At 36.0% G+C, this 20,156-nt stretch carries 18 protein-coding genes and 2 pseudogenes; 16 read left to right on the forward strand and 4 right to left on the reverse strand.

Annotated features, from left to right (window positions below; all coding sequences use genetic code 11):
• The first annotated feature begins 120 nt into the window (after positions 1-120).
• From DN408_RS03605 to DN408_RS03615, 3 genes are all read left to right on the forward strand, one after another.
• Complete coding sequence (locus DN408_RS03605) at positions 121-417, forward strand: hypothetical protein (RefSeq protein WP_002168952.1); 297 nt, start codon at positions 121-123, stop codon at positions 415-417.
• A 74-nt stretch (positions 418-491) separates the two neighbouring features.
• Positions 492-968: a PH domain-containing protein gene (locus DN408_RS03610; RefSeq protein ID WP_002186468.1), complete on the forward strand. Its 477-nt coding sequence runs from the start codon at positions 492-494 to the stop codon at positions 966-968.
• The gene (locus DN408_RS03615; RefSeq protein ID WP_078178128.1) at positions 961-2,379 is read left to right on the forward strand and encodes a PH domain-containing protein; all 1,419 of its coding nucleotides are present in this window, start codon (positions 961-963) and stop codon (positions 2,377-2,379) included. The genes DN408_RS03610 and DN408_RS03615 overlap by 8 nt, the downstream gene beginning before the upstream one ends.
• Before the next feature lie 120 nt (positions 2,380-2,499).
• Here the strand turns inward: DN408_RS03615 and hmoB are convergent, their stop codons facing one another.
• Positions 2,500-3,003 carry a heme-degrading monooxygenase HmoB gene (hmoB, locus tag DN408_RS03620; RefSeq protein WP_002011151.1) on the reverse strand — a complete coding sequence of 168 codons (504 nt, stop codon included), beginning with the start codon at positions 3,001-3,003 and terminating at the stop codon, positions 2,500-2,502.
• Positions 3,004-3,130: 127 nt separating this feature from the next.
• Here hmoB and DN408_RS03625 point away from each other — a divergent pair, with 127 nt between their 5' ends.
• The 6 genes from DN408_RS03625 to DN408_RS03650 all read left to right on the forward strand — a co-directional run bounded on the left by DN408_RS03625 (position 3,131) and on the right by DN408_RS03650 (position 11,871).
• Positions 3,131-5,248 carry a transglycosylase domain-containing protein gene (locus DN408_RS03625; RefSeq protein ID WP_002011154.1) on the forward strand — a complete coding sequence of 706 codons (2,118 nt, stop codon included), beginning with the start codon at positions 3,131-3,133 and terminating at the stop codon, positions 5,246-5,248.
• 189 nt (positions 5,249-5,437) lie between these two features.
• Positions 5,438-6,484 (forward strand): uroporphyrinogen decarboxylase, encoded by a 1,047-nt coding sequence (hemE, locus tag DN408_RS03630; RefSeq protein ID WP_002011155.1) that lies wholly within the window; start codon positions 5,438-5,440, stop codon positions 6,482-6,484.
• 14 nt (positions 6,485-6,498) lie between these two features.
• A complete protein-coding gene (gene hemH / locus DN408_RS03635; RefSeq protein WP_016119775.1) occupies positions 6,499-7,434 on the forward strand; it encodes a ferrochelatase in 936 nt (311 codons plus the stop codon).
• A gap of 19 nt (positions 7,435-7,453) precedes the next feature.
• Positions 7,454-8,875: a protoporphyrinogen oxidase gene (gene hemY, locus DN408_RS03640; RefSeq protein ID WP_002193290.1), complete on the forward strand. Its 1,422-nt coding sequence runs from the start codon at positions 7,454-7,456 to the stop codon at positions 8,873-8,875.
• 217 nt (positions 8,876-9,092) lie between these two features.
• Positions 9,093-11,459 (forward strand): DUF6359 domain-containing protein, encoded by a 2,367-nt coding sequence (locus DN408_RS03645; protein WP_078178126.1) that lies wholly within the window; start codon positions 9,093-9,095, stop codon positions 11,457-11,459.
• A 112-nt stretch (positions 11,460-11,571) separates the two neighbouring features.
• A complete protein-coding gene (locus DN408_RS03650) occupies positions 11,572-11,871 on the forward strand; it encodes a hypothetical protein (RefSeq protein ID WP_078178125.1) in 300 nt (99 codons plus the stop codon).
• A gap of 113 nt (positions 11,872-11,984) precedes the next feature.
• Here the strand turns inward: DN408_RS03650 and DN408_RS03655 are convergent, their stop codons facing one another.
• Entirely contained in the window at positions 11,985-12,839 is an 855-nt protein-coding gene (locus DN408_RS03655) for a hypothetical protein (RefSeq protein ID WP_002168943.1), read from the reverse strand.
• 327 nt (positions 12,840-13,166) lie between these two features.
• Here DN408_RS03655 and DN408_RS03660 point away from each other — a divergent pair, with 327 nt between their 5' ends.
• The gene (locus DN408_RS03660; protein ID WP_002168940.1) at positions 13,167-13,739 is read left to right on the forward strand and encodes a TetR/AcrR family transcriptional regulator; all 573 of its coding nucleotides are present in this window, start codon (positions 13,167-13,169) and stop codon (positions 13,737-13,739) included.
• Positions 13,740-13,946: 207 nt separating this feature from the next.
• Positions 13,947-16,577, forward strand: coding sequence for a YhgE/Pip domain-containing protein (locus DN408_RS03665; protein ID WP_147739960.1), 2,631 nt, complete (start codon positions 13,947-13,949; stop codon positions 16,575-16,577).
• Positions 16,578-16,660: 83 nt separating this feature from the next.
• Here the strand turns inward: DN408_RS03665 and DN408_RS03670 are convergent, their stop codons facing one another.
• Entirely contained in the window at positions 16,661-17,380 is a 720-nt protein-coding gene (locus tag DN408_RS03670; RefSeq protein ID WP_078178123.1) for a hypothetical protein, read from the reverse strand.
• 343 nt (positions 17,381-17,723) lie between these two features.
• On the opposite strand from DN408_RS03670, the pseudogene DN408_RS03675 reads away from it, so the two are divergent.
• The 4 genes and pseudogenes from DN408_RS03675 to DN408_RS03690 form a co-directional block, all read left to right on the forward strand.
• Positions 17,724-17,938, forward strand: a pseudogene (locus tag DN408_RS03675) (hypothetical protein).
• Positions 17,939-17,977: 39 nt separating this feature from the next.
• Positions 17,978-18,280 (forward strand): DUF2087 domain-containing protein, encoded by a 303-nt coding sequence (locus tag DN408_RS03680; RefSeq protein WP_078176973.1) that lies wholly within the window; start codon positions 17,978-17,980, stop codon positions 18,278-18,280.
• 24 nt (positions 18,281-18,304) lie between these two features.
• Positions 18,305-18,982 carry a YknW family membrane protein gene (gene yknW, locus DN408_RS03685; protein ID WP_078178122.1) on the forward strand — a complete coding sequence of 226 codons (678 nt, stop codon included), beginning with the start codon at positions 18,305-18,307 and terminating at the stop codon, positions 18,980-18,982.
• Between the two features lie 40 nt (positions 18,983-19,022).
• Positions 19,023-19,109 (forward strand): annotated as a pseudogene (locus tag DN408_RS03690) (DUF2087 domain-containing protein); the annotation flags it as partial.
• 26 nt (positions 19,110-19,135) lie between these two features.
• Here the strand turns inward: DN408_RS03690 and DN408_RS03695 are convergent.
• On the reverse strand, positions 19,136-19,489 hold the full coding sequence (locus tag DN408_RS03695) for a PH domain-containing protein (protein ID WP_078178121.1): 354 nt from the start codon (positions 19,487-19,489) through the stop codon (positions 19,136-19,138).
• A 149-nt stretch (positions 19,490-19,638) separates the two neighbouring features.
• Here DN408_RS03695 and DN408_RS03700 point away from each other — a divergent pair, with 149 nt between their 5' ends.
• On the forward strand, positions 19,639-20,148 hold the full coding sequence (locus DN408_RS03700; protein ID WP_078178120.1) for a GNAT family N-acetyltransferase: 510 nt from the start codon (positions 19,639-19,641) through the stop codon (positions 20,146-20,148).
• Positions 20,149-20,156: the final 8 nt, after the last annotated feature.

Consider the following 20,156-nt stretch of genomic DNA (forward strand, 5'->3'; position numbering starts at 1 on the left):
ATTATATCAAAAAAATTATAAAAAACTAGCTTTATTTTTTATATAATTGATGTGTAAAGCTATGAAATTATAAGATTACACTGTTTTCATAGTGTTTTATTGAAAAAAGGAGCTGCGTATATGATTAATTTTAAACCAGAAAATTTAAACCAACTATTAAAAGTGATGTTAATTAGTGCGAATAAGTCTTATGATGCGATTAAAGATTATGAATTTACGGGGGAAGCAGTAGTATTCCGTGTAGACTTCGAATATATTGACGTTTCTCTAATGATTATAGATATGTTAGGAAGAACTGCTTCTAAATTTAACATTTTGCCATACGCTCGCCCTAATACGAATGAGATAGATTACATTCAGTTTCAGGTGTATTCCATTAATGAAGGGAATTTTAAAGAAATGCTCGACACAATGTAAGAAACTATAATTTTACAAAACTGTATATAACAACTAATATATAATTAATAAATTCATATAATTGGAGTGATGAGATGCAGCCGTTAGAGAGGGAGATTCATTCTAATATGCTAAAAGTGTGGAGAATTCATGCTTTAATTGGGGCGGCGGTTATACTAGCAGTCGTAATTGCGTATTTCTTTTTTATGATTAACTTTAACTGGTGGGGCTGGTTGTTTGGATTGTTAGTGACAGGAGCAGTTATATACATACCACTCGACTATTTTGTATTTCCAAATTTACGTCAACGTTATTATAGTTACAGATTAAATGAAGAAGAGATTGAGATTCAAAAGGGAATGTTCGTTGTAAAACGCGTACTTATTCCGATGATCCGCGTGCAGCACGTAACGATTGAGCAAGGGCCAATTATGAGAAAGTATAATTTAGCAGAATTACATATTTCAACAGCGGCAACTTCTCATAGTATTCCAGGTTTAACGAAAGAAGAAGCAGAACAGTTGAAAAGACAAATTGGAGAGCTTGCGAAAGTGAGTGATGAGGGTGTATAAGAGGCAACATCCGATCACGATATTGTTAGGTATTCGAATTGCGACTTTGTTGCCTTTTATTTTTCTTGTTTTATTTCGTTCAGATGGTGAAGTAAAACCTTGGTATTTCTTACATCTTGTTCTTTTGTTTGTATTATTTATTATGGCTATTTTTTCAGCTGTAAAATGGTATTTCAAAGTATACTGGGTTGAAAATAATATTTTACATATAAAACACGGTGTTTTTGTGAAGAAGGAAAGTTATTTAAATAAAGATCGTGTGCAAAACATTAGTACATCTTCTAATGTCATTTATCAAATGCTTGGGCTTACGAAATTAAATATAGAAGTAGCGGGCGGCGGTAGTGAGCCGGAAGTGATGTTAGCTGGTATTAAAGAAGATGAAGCGAAGGAACTGATTGCCTTATTAAATAAAAAAAGAAGCGCTGCGAGTGAAGAAGTACCCATGGCAGAAGAAAGTAAGACGATTTATCAGTTAACGATGACAGAGATTTTAGTAGCTTCCATTACGTCTGGTAGATTCGGATTAGTGTTTTCTGGATTACTTCTTATTTACACAGAGTTTAATCAATTTCTTCCAGAATGGCTCATAAATAAAGTGGAAGCGTATGTGATGGATAACGGTGTATATGAATTAATCGTTATGGCCGCGATTTTAATGGCGGTTTCGTGGGTCGTTTCGACAGCTGGTTATGCGCTAAAATATGCGAACTTTAAAATAGAGCGAAACGGAAATGAAATTCGTATTGTGCAAGGGTTATTTGATAAGAAAGAGTTTGTCTTAAAGCTCCACCGCATTCAAGCAATTACTGTGAAAGAAGGAATTCTCCGCCAGCCTTTCGGTTATTGCTCTGTCGAAGTGGAAGTCATTCAAAGTATAGAAGCGGCAGGGAATGAAGTGATGTTACATCCTTTTATGAAGAAAAAAGATGTACAGCAGCTACTTGCCTATTTACAGTTGCCGTATGAAATAGAAGAGGAAATCGTTCATTTACCGAAGGCTGCATTACGCCGTTACGTCGTAATGGGCTGGATTACAAGTGCTGTGCTCGCTGTGCCAATCGCTGGTGCGAGTATATATTTTAAACAACATACTGCGTTGTTCGTTCTTGTACCGCTATTTATTGTATTTACAATACTTGCATACGCTAGATATAAAAGTGGTGGATATATGATACGAGACAATCAGTTAGTAATGGTGCACCGAGGTCTCGCGAAATATACAGGGATCGTGCGAAGAAGGCATATTCAAGTGGTCGGATACAATCAATCTTATTTTCAAAAGAAAGACGAGTTATGTACAGCTGCTGTAGCGGTGGCGGGACATGGTTATGAAGTGAAGCATATGCGAAAAGAAGACGCGCTTCGCATATATAATTGGTATAAAGAAAAAGGAAACACCGGTGTGTAATGGTGTTTCCTTTTTTGTGTGTCGTCATTTGTCGATAAGTCGATATATTTCGAGTTGCGCCGATATATTCGAAAAATCGCCTGTATAATTTCACATACCGTTGACTCCGAACTCCGAAAATTAAACTAACACATCAAAAGTAGTTACGAACGACGGGCGAGAGAAAATGCTTTTTTGCTGTTCTGCATGTGGATGCGCCTGAGCCTGTGCTTGTCCTTCTGCTTGTGCAGGGCGTTTTTTATGAGCGTTTTCGAATGAACGTGATTCTGTCCAGTCTTTAAAGTTTTGCTCAGTTTCCCACATCGTTAAGATGACATATGTATCATTACTTAATGGGCGAAGAACACGGATTGCTTGGAAGCCAGGCTCATTTTCGATTAGACCAGCACGGTTTTTAAAACGGTTTTCAAATACAGGGCGACCTTCGTCTGTTACAGAAATGTTGTTACAAACGATGTAGCCAGATTGTCCTTTAAATTCTCCAACAGCGTCTAATACGTCATACTGAAGTGTCGATTCTACAGATTCTTCAGTATTTTCTTTATAAAACATATCTTTTTCGTTATTTTTTGCAGTGAAATGTGCTTGTTCTAGAGGTGTTTCGTATGAAATAATAGCCTTCATTTTAATGCCCCCTTTATGGTTTGTCTCTATTATATCAATTCTCTTAAAAAACTTCGAAGATTATATACATAAAGATACTTCTTTTTCAAATAATAAATGTACCATCATTTGGAAAGAAGGCCGATGTATGAAGAAAGCAAAGTGGACTTTATTAGGCGGGGTAGCAACGTTCGTAGTAGCGATTGTACTCTATAAACTTATTGTGTTAACTGGTGGCTATATGATGGATGAAAAGCAGCTTGTTTTCCACTCTTCATCACGTATCGTTGACCAGAAAGGAAAAGAAATTACGAAGTTATATGTAGAAAATAGAGAGCTCGTGCCGATTGAAGAAATTCCAAAGTACGTGCAGCAAGCATTTATTGCTGTGGAAGATTCTCGTTTTTATGAGCATCAAGGAATTGATTACCCTTCTATATTTCGGGCGCTTTATAAAGACGCGTTAGCTGGAGAGAAGGTAGAAGGCGGTAGTACGATTACGCAGCAACTAGCTAAAAACGTCTTTTTAACTCGCGAAAAAACATTTACGCGCAAATTGAAAGAGGTCGCAATTTCTCTTCAATTAGAGCAAAAATATACGAAGCAGCAAATTCTTGAAATGTATATGAACCATATTTATTTCGGTCATGGGGCATATGGTATTCAAGCGGCAGCAAAGTTGTATTTTAATAAAAATGTAGAAGATTTAACAGTGGAAGAGGGAGCTATGCTTGCAGGGCTTCCGAAAGCGCCAAATGGCTATTCACCGTACTTATCCCTAGAAAAGAGTAAAGGGCGCCGTGATCTTGTTTTGTCACTTATGCATAAACAAGGCTATTTAACAGCGGAAGATAGTGTTCGTTACCAAGGGAAAACAATCGCTCTTTATAAAAATTCAGATGAACGTGAACTCGCATATATGCCGTATATCGATATGGTTATAGATGAAGCGGCGCGTTTATATGGTTTATCGCATCAAGAAGTACTGCGCGGAGGATATACGTTTGTCGTACCGATGGATGAAAAAGTTCAAAAGGTAGCATATAACCAGTTTCAAGATGCGAGAAATTTCCCTGGTAAAGAAAACGGGGCGCAAGGTGCATTTTTATTAATGGATAATCAGACTGGCGGAATTAAAGCCGCGATTGGCGGAAGAGAGTATGTTCCGAGAGGGCTTAATCGCGTTTTTGCAAAGCGGCAGCCTGGTTCTGTTTTAAAGCCGCTTATCGTATATGGACCTGCACTTGAGACGAAGAAATATAATCCATATTCTTTATTAACGAATGAAAAAAGTTCGTTTGAAGGTTATGAACCTCGAAATTATAATCATGAGTATACGAAAGAGATGACGATGTACGATGCGGTATTAGAATCGGCAAATGTGCCAGCTGTATCTTTATTAAATGAATTAGGGGTAGATGAGGGAAAGCAATATTTAGAGAAAGGGAATGTTCATATTGCGGACTCAGGTTTAAGTACAGCACTTGGCGGGCTGAAAAATGGTGTGTCTCCATTTGATCTTGTCAAAATGTACCGATCTTTTTTAGCAAACGGGAATATTATCGAACCGCACGTTATTGATAAAGTATTAAATAGACACGGGGCAGTCATTGGAGAGTCATCAAAAGCTGAAACGAAAGTCTTTTCAAAGCAAACGGCATGGTATATGACAAAGATGCTTGAAGGAGTTGTGAAAGAAGGTACGGCGAAAGCTGGCGTATATAATGGAGCTTTAGCTGGAAAAACAGGCACAACTTCATTGCCGAATGATGACAATGGTGCGCGTGATATGTGGTTCGTTGGATATACACCGAATTTAGTAGGTGCAGTTTGGATTGGCTATGACCGCACCGATAAAGAGCATCAATTACAAGATGGAAATGCATCTGCAACGATGTTATTTAAAAAGATTTTAACGAAAGCAAACATACAAGATAAAGCGAGTTTTCATAGGCCAAAAGGTGTTGAAACAATTGGACTGCCAATTCGTTTAGATAAGATTCAAAACGTGGAAGCAAAACTAGCATTTAGTCCTTTCGGTTTATTTGCAATGAAACTAAGCTGGACGCCGCTTCCTGATGAGCGAATTATGTATCGGATTTATAAAGTTGAAAAAGGAATTCATACTCACGTTGGAACGGCAAAAGGAACGGGGAAATATGAGGAGAAGTTTATTAATATATTCTCAAAACCAAGTTTTTACGTTGTGCCATATAACACACAAACGAACCGTGAAGGAGAAAAGTCAAAAGTAGCTAAACCGTAGTTTTTCTCTGTGCTATAATAAGAATGTTGTGAAAATAGTAAACGTTTTTACGAACGTTTGTGTCAATTTAATGAACAACGTACATAATGTTATGCATTTTGTTTTTACAAGCTGTATAGTAAAAAAAGATAAATATCGGAATAGAGCATATTTAAAGAAAAAGCATTGGTAAGGAAGGGAGCTAGGGTCTTGGTAAGAACTATAAATGAGACATTTTTAAAAGCATGTAGGGGGGAACGTACAGAGTATGTACCAGCATGGTATATGCGTCAAGCAGGTCGTTCACAGCCGGAATATAGAAAGATAAAAGAGAAATATTCTTTATTTGAAATTACACATAATCCAGAGTTGTGCGCTTACGTTACAAAGTTGCCAGTTGATCAATATAACGTAGACGCAGCAATTCTTTATAAAGATATTATGTCACCACTACCTGCAATTGGTGTTGATGTGGAAATTAAATCTGGCATTGGTCCAGTTATCGATAGTCCAATCCGTTCTTTACAAGATGTAGAAAAATTAGGGGAAATCAATCCAGAAGATGACGTACCTTACATACTAGATACAATTCGTTTATTAACGACAGAAATGTTAGATGTACCGTTAATCGGTTTTTCAGGAGCTCCATTTACGTTAGCGAGCTATATGATTGAAGGCGGTCCTTCTCGTAACTATCATAATACGAAAGCGTTTATGTATGCAGAGCCGAAAGCTTGGTTCGCTTTAATGGATAAGCTTGCAGATATGGTTATTACATATTTAAAAGCGCAAATTAACGCAGGAGTAAAAGCGGTTCAAATTTTCGATTCTTGGGTTGGAGCAGTAAATGTAGCGGATTACCGTATATTTATTAAACCAGCGATGGAGCGTATTTTTGCAGAAGTTCGCCCGATGGGTGTTCCAATGATTATGCACGGCGTAGGTGCTGCACATTTAGTGAATGAATGGCACGACTTACCGCTTGATGTAGTAGGTTTAGATTGGCGCTTACCGATTGAAGAAGCACGCGCACGTGGTGTTCACAAGGCGGTACAAGGAAATATGGATCCTTCATTCTTATTAGCACCTTGGCCTGTTATTGAAGAACATGTAAAAGGTATTTTAGATCAAGGGATGAAGCAGCCAGGTTATATCTTTAACTTAGGTCACGGCGTATTCCCAGAAGTAAATCCAGATACATTAAAACGCTTAACTACATTTATTCATGAGTACTCTAAAGAACAGTTAGCGAAGTAAAGGAGATTGTCTGTATGAAAAAGAAAATTGGTTTGCTTGTAATGGCATACGGAACGCCATATAAAGAAGAAGATATTGAACGTTACTATACACATATTCGCAGAGGAAGAAAGCCAAGTCCTGAAATGCTAGAAGATTTAACAGAGCGTTACCGTGCAATTGGTGGTATTTCTCCTTTAGCTACTATTACATTAGAGCAAGCTAAAAAGTTAGAAACGCGTTTAAATGAAATACAAGATGAAGTAGAGTACCACATGTATCTTGGTTTAAAACATATTGAACCGTTCATTGAAGATGCAGTACAAGCTATGCATGAAGATGGAATAGAAGATGCAATTGCACTCGTTCTTGCCCCTCACTATTCTACTTTTAGCGTGAAGTCTTATGTAGGACGAGCGCAAGAAGAAGCAGAAAAACTTGGAAACTTAACAATTCACGGCGTCGATAGCTGGTATAAAGAACCGAAATTTATTCAGTATTGGGTCGATGCAGTGAAAGGTATATATAACGGTATGTCAGAAGCAGAACGTGAAAAAGCAGTGTTAATCGTATCTGCACATAGCTTACCAGAAAAAATTATCGCACTCGGCGATCCATACCCGGATCAATTAAACGAAACAGCTGACTATATTGCACGTGGTGCTGAAGTAGCAAATTATGCAGTTGGCTGGCAAAGTGCCGGAAATACACCAGATCCTTGGATTGGTCCAGATGTACAAGATTTAACGAGAGAATTAAATGAAAAGTACGGCTACAATTCATTCGTATATGCACCAGTTGGATTTGTTGCGGAACATTTAGAAGTTTTATATGACAATGACTTTGAGTGTAAAGTTGTAACGGATGAAATTGGCGCGAAATATTATCGTCCAGAAATGCCTAATGCGTCGGACGCATTTATCGACTGTTTAGCAGATGTAGTATTAAAGAAAAAAGAATCTGTAATGTAAGTAGAAAGGGGGAGCTTACTTGAGGAAAAAAGTTGTGATCATCGGCGGTGGCATCACAGGATTAACAACAATGTATAACTTACAAAAAGAAATTCGTGAAAAAAACTTGCCGATAGATGCATTGCTTATAGAAGCGTCTGGTAAACTTGGCGGGAAAATTCAAACCGTTCAAAAAGATGGATTTACAATTGAACGCGGTCCTGATTCTTTCTTAGCAAGAAAAGAGAGCGCAGCTAAATTAGTGAAAGAATTAGGACTTGATGCTGAACTTGTAAATAATAAGGCTGGTCAATCGTTCGTTCTCGTAAACAATCGGTTACATAAAATGCCGAGCGGTTCAATGATGGGAATTCCAACGCAAATTACGCCGTTTCTATTTTCCGGATTGTTCTCCCCAATTGGTAAACTAAGAGCTGGTTTTGACTTATTAATGCCTAGATCAAAACCAGTTTCTGATCAATCACTCGGGCAGTTTTTCAGGCATCGCCTTGGAAATGAAGTCGTTGAAAATTTAATTGAGCCATTATTATCTGGTATTTATGCAGGGGATATTGATGAAATGAGTTTAATGTCAACATTCCCTCAAATTTATCAAATTGAACAGGAGCACCGTAGTATTTCACTCGGTATGCGTACGCTCGCTCCAAAGCAAGAGAAGGCTGAATTGAAAAAAGGAATATTTAAAACTGTGAAAACCGGTTTAGAATCTATAGTAGAATCTCTTGAAACGAAGATTCCTAATGATATGATAATGAAGGGAACTCGTATCGAAAAGGTTGCAAAACTTGGTGATAGTTATACGATTACGCTTAGTAACGGAAAAGAAATGGAAGCAGACGCGATTGTAGTTGCGACGCCGCATAAAGTATTGCCATCTATGTTTGCGCAGTATAAGCAGTTTCGTTTCTTCCGTAACATTCCGTCTACATCAGTTGCAAACGTGGCACTTGCTTTCCCAAAGTCTGCAATTCAACGTGATATTGATGGTACCGGATTTGTCGTATCAAGAAATAGTGATTATACAATTACAGCGTGTACGTGGACACACAAAAAATGGCCACATACAACGCCAGAAGGAAAAACGCTTCTTCGCTGTTACGTCGGACGCCCAGGTGATGAAGCGATTGTCGAACAAACTGACGAAGAAATTGTGCAGCTCGTACTCGAAGACTTACAAAAGACAATGGATATTACAGAGGATCCAGAGTTTACAATTGTAAGCCGCTGGAAAGAAGCGATGCCTCAATATACAGTAGGCCATAAAGAGCGAATGAAGAAGCTCACAACATTTATGGAGGAAGAATTGCCAGGTGTGTATTTGGCAGGTAGTTCTTACGCTGGTTCTGGTCTTCCGGCTTGTATTGAGCAAGGTGAGTTAGCGGCGAAACGTGTGTTATTTCATTTAGAGAAAGTAATGGAGACTAAATTAGTCGCACATTAAAATATTTCAAACAAAACGCCTTCAATTATATTGAAGGCGTTTTGTTTATTGGATAAAATACCTTTAGTCAATAAACCTATATAAGTTATTTTGTATTATAGTTTGAAAACTTGTAAATTAAATAAATTTTGTGTAAAACTTGTCGAAATATAGTTCTATATAACGAATCATTTGATATGATAGAAATGTTGAGAAAATATGAAATAGGGAGAGGGAAATGGCTGTGAAGAAATTATTAAGTGTCTTTTTATCATTGATGTTATTGCTTTCATTTACTGGAACTTTAGCGCAGGCGGAAGAAACTACTTCTATGTCAGTAGAAAAAGCAATTCAAGTATTTAAGCAGCAAGGGAAAACGAAGGGGATAGTGGAAGGATATATCGTTGGGTATACGCAAAGTCCTTCTAAATACACGAAAGATCCGGCTAAGTTTGACGACACAAACGTGGCAATTGCCGATTCGCCAAACGAAACGAATCCAGACAAAATCATGCCTGTTCAATTGCCAAAAGGCGATGTGAGATTGGCAGTAAATGTGAAAGACCATCCTGAAAATATCGGGAAGAAAGTTAGGTTGACAGGGACGCTTGAGTTATATTTCGGTAGCCCAGGTTTAAAATCAGTAACAGCTCATAAGTTTCAAGGAGAAGAACAAAACCGCGTTAGCGATGTAGTGGCATCACCAAATGGTGGGGAAGTTGCAAAAGGAACAGCAGTAACATTAACAACGAATACAGAAGGAGCAACAATCTACTATACGTTAGATGGCTCTAACCCTACAAACAAGAGTGTTCGTTATAACGGACAAATTGTAGTGAATGAAAATAGTGTAGTGAAAGCAATCGCTGAAAAAGAAGGGCTTACTTCTTCAGCAGTTTCGACATTTTCATTTATAATCGTAACAAATGAACCAGTTCGTATTCATGATATTCAAGGGAAATCACATATTTCTCCTTACAATGGGAAGAAAGTAAACAATGTGGAGGGCGTTGTCACAGCGCTTGATAAAAATGGTTTTTATATAGAAGATAATCAGCCGGATAATGATCCAGCTACTTCTGAAGGTATTTACGTATACAAAAAAGATGCGAATGTAGCAGTAGGAGATCTTGTCCAAGTTGATGGAGAAGTAGAAGAATATGTTGGACCTGGATATGCAGAAAGGTTTGACACAGATTTAACGACGACGGAAATTAAAGCGAGCCGCGTTGCTGTCATCGCAAAAGATCAACCTTTACTAGCGCCGATTGTACTTGGAGAAAACGGTGTGAAAATTCCTGATCAAATTATCGATAATGATGCATTCGGTTTATTTGATCCAAATGAAGATGCAATCGACTTTTATGAAAGTGTAGAAGGTATGCGCGTTACGATGCCAACGCCAAAAATTATTGCCCCTCAGAAAAACGGGAATTTATATGTAACAGTAGAAAATGGCGGGAATAAAGTCGTAACGAAATATGGCACACCTGTATTAGATGAAAATCAATTAAACCCAGAACGTCTTTCTGTAAAAGTACCTCGTGATTATGTAGCAAAAGTAGGAGATACTTTTACTGGAGATATAACAGGGGTAGTCGGATATGATTACGGTTCGTTCCGCATTGCGCCAATAACGGAATTACCATCTGTAGTGGACGGCGGATTTAAGCAAGTAGGGGCAAATATTCAGCCTCGTCTTGATAAGTTAACAGTTGCTACATATAACATTGAAAATTTCTCGGCGAATAAAAAAGAAACAACAGATGAAAAAGTAAAAGCGTTAGCGTATTCTATTAAATACAATTTAAAAATGCCAGATATTATTGGTGTAGAGGAAATGCAAGATAACAATGGATCAATTAATGACGGTACAACAGATGCTTCATTAAGTGCAAAACGTATCATTGATGCAGTTCTAGAAATTCGTGGACCAAAGTATGAGTATGTAGAAATTGCTCCGAACAATAATCTAGACGGAGGAGCACCAGGAGCTAATATTCGCGTCGGTTTCTTCTACAACCCATCACGCGTGAAATTAGCAGCAGTACCGAAGTTACTTGATAAAAATGTTGTTCGCATTGGAGACGAAAGTTCATTATTTGAAAGTACACGTAAACCGCTTGCAGCAGAATTTACGTTCCAAGGACAAAACGTTGTTGTCGTTGCAAATCACTTAAACTCAAAAATAGGAGATGCAACGCCATTTGGAAAAGTGCAGCCGCTCGTATTAAAGAGTGAAGAAAAACGAATTCAGTTAGCGCAAGAAGTAAATCACTTCGTACAAGGAATTCAGAAAAAGAACACGAATGCACCAGTTGTTGTGTTAGGGGATATGAACGATTTTGAGTTCGCTAAACCACTAAAAGCACTAGAAGGAACAATCTTGAAAAATATGTTAAACACAGTGCCGAAAGAGAACCGCTACACGTACATTCATGAAGGAAATGCACAAGTGTTAGATCATATTTTAGTAACAAACAACATCGCACCATACACAATTGTAGATCCAGTGCACTTAAACTCAAACATTATGAAAGAGCATGGACGTGTAAGTGACCACGATCCAGTACTTGTTCAAATTGATTTGAAGAAGGCTTCTTAAATAGTCGAGAAAGAACGCTTAGAAATATACTAAGCGTTCTTTTACATTATTAGGGATTTTTATGATAAAATAGATTGAATATTCATTCTTTAATGCAGGGAGGTGTAGACATATGGTAGCCCGAATAAACGGGAAATTAATGAATCAGCTTGCAATTTTTTTTAGTACGATCGTCATGCTTCAGTTTGTAGCTGATATAACAGGGCTTACACAGACTCTAGATAGTATGTATTATTTAATAAATACCGCAACTTCCTATATAACGTTTAGTTTGGCGGTTATTTTTACTTTAATCGGTGCAAGAAGAGAATTAAGTAAATATGCAATTATTGCATTATGTTTAGTGGTAGCTATTAAAGCGATTTATTTTGCGGCGATCGTTATTTTATGGGGATTGGCACGTACGCCGTAAAGGGGAGAGGATTATATGAGTATTGAAAATATAAGATTGATAAATGTAAATGATAATAAGAGCGTAATTCTCTAAGCTAACTTAGGGAATTACGCTCTTATTCGTTCAATTATTTAGTCCGAAATTGCTTGAAACGCTTTTCTACACCGATCTCTTTTTTGCAGTCTTCTTCTATATTTTTTTCTATCCCGCTTTACTCCTTGTATATACATAAATAAGCTAACGAGAAGGAAGAAAGCACATTGCATCGTTAAAATGTACGGTGACATGCCTTGCAATGGTTGTTTCGGATCATATAAATGAATAGGTGCTCCGCCTATTGAAGGAAATATTGTATTTAGCAGGACGTAAGGAATGGAGGCAACTGCAAATGGAAAGAGAATTGCCATATAGTCCTTTTGTGACCATACAGATGCAGCAAGTCCTAAAAGAGCCATTAAACCTGCAAATAAAAAATTAATTCCGATATATACAGTAATGTAAGTGAGAGGCGCATCGAAATATAGGTTTGCGAACATTCCATCAGCATTTATGATGCCTGAACCAATCGTAGGTGTTCCGTCTGGAATGGTTAATTTGCAAAATAATAACGATAAGATGAATGGAAATGTATAAAGTAATCCTCCGCAAAAAAACGTAACGATATATTTCATTAATGAATAAGGAAATAAAGAAATCCCCTTACTCACAAACGGTTTAAAACCATCTGACTTATCCGAATTGTAACTTGTACTAAAGGGGAAACTCGCAATAACTGGCATTAATAATAAATAAACATCCATTTCATTGTCGCGAAATCCGATCCATTTTATATCTGTTGAAATAGGTCCACTCGCTGCGTCTCCTAAATAACGAATTACATAGTAATAGTGATAAATACAAATAAGAACGAATCCACTAAACATAATAATTAAAGAAATACGACTACAAAAAGCTTGCTTTATATTTAAACGAAGCGCACGCATCATGACTGAAAAAGCCTCCACTATTTTGATAAACTTGTCTATTTTCTATATTACTATTAAATGTAAAGATTTTCTTGTTTTTTTATTTGATTATTTGAAAAAAGGGAAATTTGTTGTCGTTAAGTAAGGTTTAATCATATATCTTAAGAACACCTTTTCTTTTTCTCTTTCCTTCTGATACACTATGACAGTATTATATGAATGGACTGGAATTTTTTTAAACTGGGAATAACTAAAAAAGAGAACTTGTATAGAATGTAAGCGTGTGGTAATATCAAATATGTACTGATTGACTATATTATCCAATTGGTCATTTTTGGAGGTGACGATGTGGCGATAGATCGAAAACGTTCTATTATTGAAGCTGCAACAAAGTCTTTTTCAGCATTCGGTTATAAGGCGACGACGATGGATCAAGTTGCGAAGTTAGCGAATGTAGGAAAAGGAACAATTTATACTTTTTTCAAAAATAAAGAAGAACTATTTGGTGAAATTATTTCTAATTTAATTACAGAAATGAAGCAAGTCGCAAAAGACGCAATTCGTTCAGATATTTCATTTTTTGAAAATGTACATAGAGCATTATATAGCATATTAGAATTTAGAAAAGAACATCAGCTCATGATTAAATTAATTCAAGAAGAGCGCGATATGGGAACGAAAGAAGTACAAGAAGTGATGCAACAAGTAGATGTGGAAATCGTTTCTGTTATTCAATCTTATTTAGAGATTGCAATTGAAAAAGGTGAAATTAGCAAATGTGATCCAGAAATTACAGCGTTTATTATGCTTCGCCTATACGTATCGCTTATTTTTGATTGGGAAAAAAATCATGAACCGTTAGAAAAAGAAAAAATCTCAGAATTATTCGAACTTTATTTACTAAAAGGATTGTCAAATTAAGATAATCCTTTTAGTATTATAAAAAAATGACTAATTGAACAAATTGGTCAATCGTATAAGGAGGATGGTTAAATATAATCATGTAGATGAAAATGTGCATAGTATAAATTCGGGGATAAGGCATATGTATGAACAGATATAGCCTTTTTATTTGGGTAAAAATGACCATAAATGAATTTTGGTCATTTTTAAAAAGGGGGATAAATTATGAAATGGCATAAGTTGCTTAGTAAAGAATTTGCAGAGATTATAAAAAGTAAAAAAATATTAATCCCAATCATTGCGGTTTTATTTGTACCGATTTTATATGCGGGTATGTTTTTATGGGCCTTTTGGGATCCGTATGAACAGCTAGATGACTTGCCAGTTGCGGTAGTCAATTTAGATAAAGGTGCAGAACTTGATGGGAAACCAATTGAGGTCGGGAAAGGGCTCGTTGATAACTTAAAAGATAATAAAAGTTTTAAATGGGAATTTGTAAGTGAAAGAGAAGCGAAAGAGGGAATGGAAGGCAGAAAGTATTACATGTTAGTACGTATTCCAGATGACTTCTCAAGTAACGCTACAACGTTATTAAAAGACGATCCGAAACCATTAAACTTAGAATACATTCCAAATGAAAGTTTAAACTTCTTATCTTCACAAATTGGCGGAACAGCAATTGAAAAAATTAAAGGTGAAGTATCAAGCACGTTAACGAAAACATATGCAGAGAAAATGTTTGATTCCATTAAGGACGTCTCAAAAGGATTAGCAGATGGGGCGGAAGGAGCAAATAAACTACACGACGGATCAAGTGAACTGCATGATGGTTCAAGTAAAGTGACGGATGGCCTTCATACACTTCAAGGGAAGTCTGGAGAGATACAGACAGGTGTAGGGAAACTATTTGATGGATCTGGGAAAGTAACAGCAGGTTTAAATACGTTAAATAGTAAAACAGGTGAGATGCAAATAGGTATCGGAAAATTAGTAGATGGATCCGGAAAAGTAACAGATGGTTTACATGTACTAAATAGCAATGCGGGTATTGGGAAATTAGTAGACGGCTCCGGAAAAGTAACGAACGGTTTAAATACGTTAAATAGCAAAACGGGTGAATTGCGTGATGGATCTGAGAAAGTGACCGGTGGCTTGAACAAACTAGTAAGTAAATCCGGTGAATTACAAACAGGAACAACTGACCTATCAAATGGTATGGGAAAACTTGCTGAAGGGCAAAGTCAATTAGAGGAAGGTTCTCAAGAAATTCAAAAGGGATTGCAAGAGTTAAATAGTAACGTACAAAAGTCTGCTGCAGGCTTAGAGGAAATGCAGTCGAAAGTTCCTTCTATATTGAATACAGTAAATGAGAAAATAGATGGAGCTGGGGCGAATGTAAATCAGTTAAATGAACTTACACAATCAACAGCAGGAGATGCAAAAAATGCAGCGCAAGAGGTAGCGAATTTACAAAAGCAAATTGAAAGTTTACCGAAAGAATATCAAGAGCAATTACAACCATTCATAACAAGTGCTGTAAAAAGTACAGCGACAGTTCAGCAAAAAGCTGTCGGAGTAGCAGGTGGAACGAATAAATTAAATGAAGAAGTAAAACAATTAAAAGGCGAAATACATCAAACAACAAATGGACCGCAAAACAAATTACCAAATTCAGAAGGAGTGAAAACGCTAGCAGGTGGTATTGAGAAACTAACGAATGCACAAAATGAATTTGTTAGTAAATTTCATGGATTTGGTGAGGGATTAGATAATGCAAAAATAGGTGCCGATAAATTAAAAGATGGATCAGTTCAATTAATTGATGGAGTAACGCAATTACAAAGCGGATCTGGAAAAGTGACAGCAGGATTAGGTCAATTATCTGTAGGAGTAAATCAATTAGCAGATGGCTCAAACCAAGTAACAGGCGGCTTAGGTACATTATCTGCAGGAGCGGGCCAAATGTCAGGCGGAATAACGCAATTAGCAAATGGCTCTGGCCAAGTAACAACAGGATTAAGTACATTGTCAACTGGCTCAACCCAGCTAATCGACGGAGTAAATAAGCTAACAGACGGCTCTGGAAAAGTGACTGACGGACTCGTAAAAGTAAACGACGGTTCAGGTGAACTTGCTGAGAAACTTGGTGAAGGGGCAGAAAAAACAGGAGAAGTAAAAGGAACGGATAAAACATATGATATGTTTGCAAGCCCAGTAAAAGTGAAGACGGAGAAAATGGCGGAAGTTCCAAACTACGGAACAGGATTCACACCGTATTTCTTATCACTCGGTTTATTCGTTGGGGCATTACTATTATCTATCGTATACCCATTACGCGATACAGTCGGCGTTCCGAAATCAGGATTCAGCTGGTTTATTAGTAAGTTTGGTGTTTTACTATCAGTCGGTATTATTCAAGCAATAGTAGCAGATGTCATATTACTATTCTGGTTAGGTGTAGAAGTACAAAGTATTCCATACTTTATACTCTTTAGTATTGTTACGAGCTTAGCGTTTATTTCATTAATTCAATGTTTAGTAACAGCATTCGGTGATGCAGGGCGTTTCATCGCAATCATCACATTAATTATTCAGCTTACAACAAGTGCTGGAACATTCCCGCTAGAGTTAATTCCGAAGTATTTACAACCATTTAATGCTTGGCTACCGATGACATACTCTGTATCAGGATTTAAAGCAGTCGTATCAAGCGGTGATTTTAATTTCATGTGGCAAAATATAGGGATATTAATGATCTTTATCGTTGTATTATCACTTGGAACAATTGCTTCATTAACTTGGATGCACAAACGACAGTTTAAAAATATTGCTGAAAATCAATCGATTGAAGCGTAGAAAAAAAGCACCTTTTCGGTGCTTTTTTATTTTAACTTATCGTTTGTATAGGTCAGTCTACTATGGTAGTGTTTCTTTTTATTTTAGTTCTTTAATTCCATTTTTATTCTTTTTAATGCTAATTCAGCTGCAATTTTCCCGTTATGTTGTCCGTGTTCTTTAACCCAATTTAGTTTTTCGCTAGCTGGTACGTATCTATGGAAACCTAGAATTTCAGCCGCTCTCTCTTGCACCCACATATCCGTGTCTTCCAAGAAGGGAAGCATTTCATGCAATTGTGCGTAAGGAGTTAAAGCCATAATTGAAAATAAATAGTGAGCTCTTTTTTCTTCAGTTAATTCAGGTTGTTTAAGAAGGTTTTTCAATTCTTTAATGGTGTGTACATCTTGCTGTATTTGCAATTCATCCGTATTTTCTTTGGAACAAGGATAATGTTTTGGAAGTTCATACCAATCGATTTCAGGACTTTCTAATAGAGTGTTTATTAACGTTTGTACATTAGGAGATACTGGGGACAAATCTATTTCCTCATGGTCTATAAAACAAACTCTGCCTGTTAGCGGCCCTAACATGTAAACACCTACATAATTGGAATTATCATCTGTCCATAATGGGAAAACTTCTGAAATAGTAACATCTTCATTTAGGTATAAATACACTTCCATGGCTTCTTCAAAGGATAATAAGCGTATTAAAAAGTCATTCTTGTGCTGCAAATAGATTGGATTTTTGAAAGTATTTATCATTTCTTGAGGTAATGATATGTTAAAAAAAGTTGCAATTTGATTAAATAAATTGTCCATTATGTATTCTCCATTCATTATATTTAAAACTAACTCGAAATTTGAACCTCTTCATAAATGGAAACGAATGTTTCTTGGGATTTTTTTGTCATCAACAATTTCGTATTCTATTTACTTATACTTCTATAAATTTTTTTCTATATATTTATAATACAAAAGTCCTTTGCAATAACACCAATGTTTTAGAAAATAGATTTTTTATTTTCTGTATTAATTCGGCTATTCCAGAGGCTCAATCAATTTTTCCCTGAAGCTCTTGCTTTTAATTTCTAATTGCATTCTAAACAAAAGAAAAGGAATTACAACAATTTACAGAGAAAACTAGAATAGAGGAGCTGATATGATGAAAGGAAATCTTACTTATTATTTTTTATCTTAAATCCGCTAATCATCTTTCTTGTTTACGCCCTTTCACCTATCTTGTTTCATAAAGAAAAATATATAAATATGAAAGATGCACTAGGAATACTTTTAGTTTACTATGTGCTAATTAGCGGGTATTACCTTATGGATGTTGTAAGTGAAAGAATGAAGAAGAAGAATAGTAAGGACAAATAATAAAGTTTCATTGCATAAAAATCGATGGAGGACAACGAAATGACTGAAAGTGAAATGAAATTCAGGGATACGACGATTCGTAACTTTTTCGATAAAGAGGACCGCTTAAAATCGATTCCAGGTCAAAAGAAGAAAAAACTAGTATTGTTAGAGCATTTGATTAGCAAGTTAAACGCTGAAAATCAATATACAGAAAAAGAAATTAATGCATTCATAAAACAATATCATGATGATTTTTGTACGATTAGAAGAGAGTTTATCGTGTATGGATTTATGGATCGGGAGGATAATGTGTACCGTGTAAATGGGAGAGAAGTATGGAGGAAGTGGGAAGAGTTATAAATGTAATGAGGAAGGGGGATTTTCTTGCAAGCTAGTAGTCTTATGCATGAAGAGATTTCTGGAAAACCATCGATTTTTGGGATATTCACTTCGCCAACACTACAATTCAAAAGGATGAAGAATCAAAGAAATATATTCTTTCCACTAGTCTTTTTAATTGTGCTTATTATAATTTCAAGTGCCTTAATGTCTTGGAATTCTTTAAATAATCCTGCACTCAGTATGTTTCATGATAAAACGGGACTTACTGTTCCGAAATACATAACTTTCTTTACTACATTTGGATTTTCAGCAGTCAGTGGAATCGTAGCTATACTTTTTGCACCTATATTCTATAAGAACATTATGATTTTCTTTGGAGTTGATATTAACTATAAAGAAACATTCCCGGTAATTATTTATGCTTCGTTTGTATTAAGGATAGGGATGATTTTAAACGGATTAATTGCATTTTCTCTAAGTGGATATGAGATATCTTATACAGGTTTAGGTGCAATAGCGACAGATAATATGATCTTGCATACAATTGCTCAAAGAATAGATATATTTAATATTTGGTATTACGTTTTATTAGGAATAGGTTTAAAAACGATAACGAATTTAAATAAAGACAAACTTATCCCTCTTATTATTGTACTTTTCGTTTTCACTAGTTTATTAGCGAGCATGGCTGGGTTTATGCAGGAAATAGCTAAACCGTAAGGATAGGTGGGAGTAGGGCTGCCCGTAAAAGCCCTCACCAATCGGGCATGGGTTTATGGATCGAAAGAATAATATGTACCAAATAAACGGGAGAGAAGTATGGACGAAGTGGGAAGAGTTAAAATAACGAATCAGCGGGGAGATCCCCACTGATTATGAATCCGCGCTAGTTTTGCATTTTCTCTGTAGTAAGTCTATGAATTCTTCAATATTTGAACTTGTAATGTATCCCACCGTTATATATTCATCTTCATAATAAAATATTATTTTTTTATCAAAGATTCTTCTCTTCATTTCTATAGATACAATTTTTTCATACTCAAATTCGGAAATTAATGTATTTTTATATTGGCTAAAAAAAAGAAGTCTTCTATTAGTAGCAAGTAGCATGCCCGGATACGGAACTTTATGCGTAATAATATAGCCAGTAAGTGAACAATTTAAAGTAGATATAATAACTTCGTCTTTATGTAATAGTTGTTTTGCAGCTGTTAAAATTGGATTCATTTTATACATTCCTTTTATATAGATGTAAGGATATTGTATCAAAAGTGAAAAGACGCTCAATATGCAATGTTGCATATTGAGCGTTTTAGAGATTCTTAGTTTGATAGTTCCAATATTATTTTTAAAAGAAAAAGGTACGAGGTGATTCGGTGATACGATTAGCAAAAGAGGTTGATGCGAAATCAATTATGGATATTAGAAAAGAAATTATATTATCAGAAACTACTACAAAGTTTTTTATATCATCTCCAAATAAATTACCAAATGATATTGATTCAGAAAGAGAAAAGATACAGACAAGTAGTGAAAAAGGCAACCTTTATATAGTTTACGAGGTAGATAGTAAGGTGGTTGGCTTTCTGGTTTTCAAACGATATGAACTAGAACGCTTACGACATGCAGGTACAATGGGAATGGGGATTAGGGAGGCGTATTGTAATCAAGGCATTGGTACGAAACTAATTGAATTTCTTATTAGTTGGGCTAAAGGGCAGAAAGGTTTAGAGAAAATTTGCTTAGGTGTAGTTTCTATTAATGATAGGGCAATTAAAGTGTATAAACGAACTGGCTTTGTAGAAGAAGGAAGGCAAAGAAAGCAAATTAAATATGAAGATGGATCATATGGAGACGACGTATTGATGGGTTTTTATATTGAATAGAATTCTTA

It is taken from the genome of Bacillus sp. AR13-1 (genome assembly GCF_008042285.1).
Lineage (GTDB): Bacteria > Bacillota > Bacilli > Bacillales > Bacillaceae_G > Bacillus_A > Bacillus_A mycoides.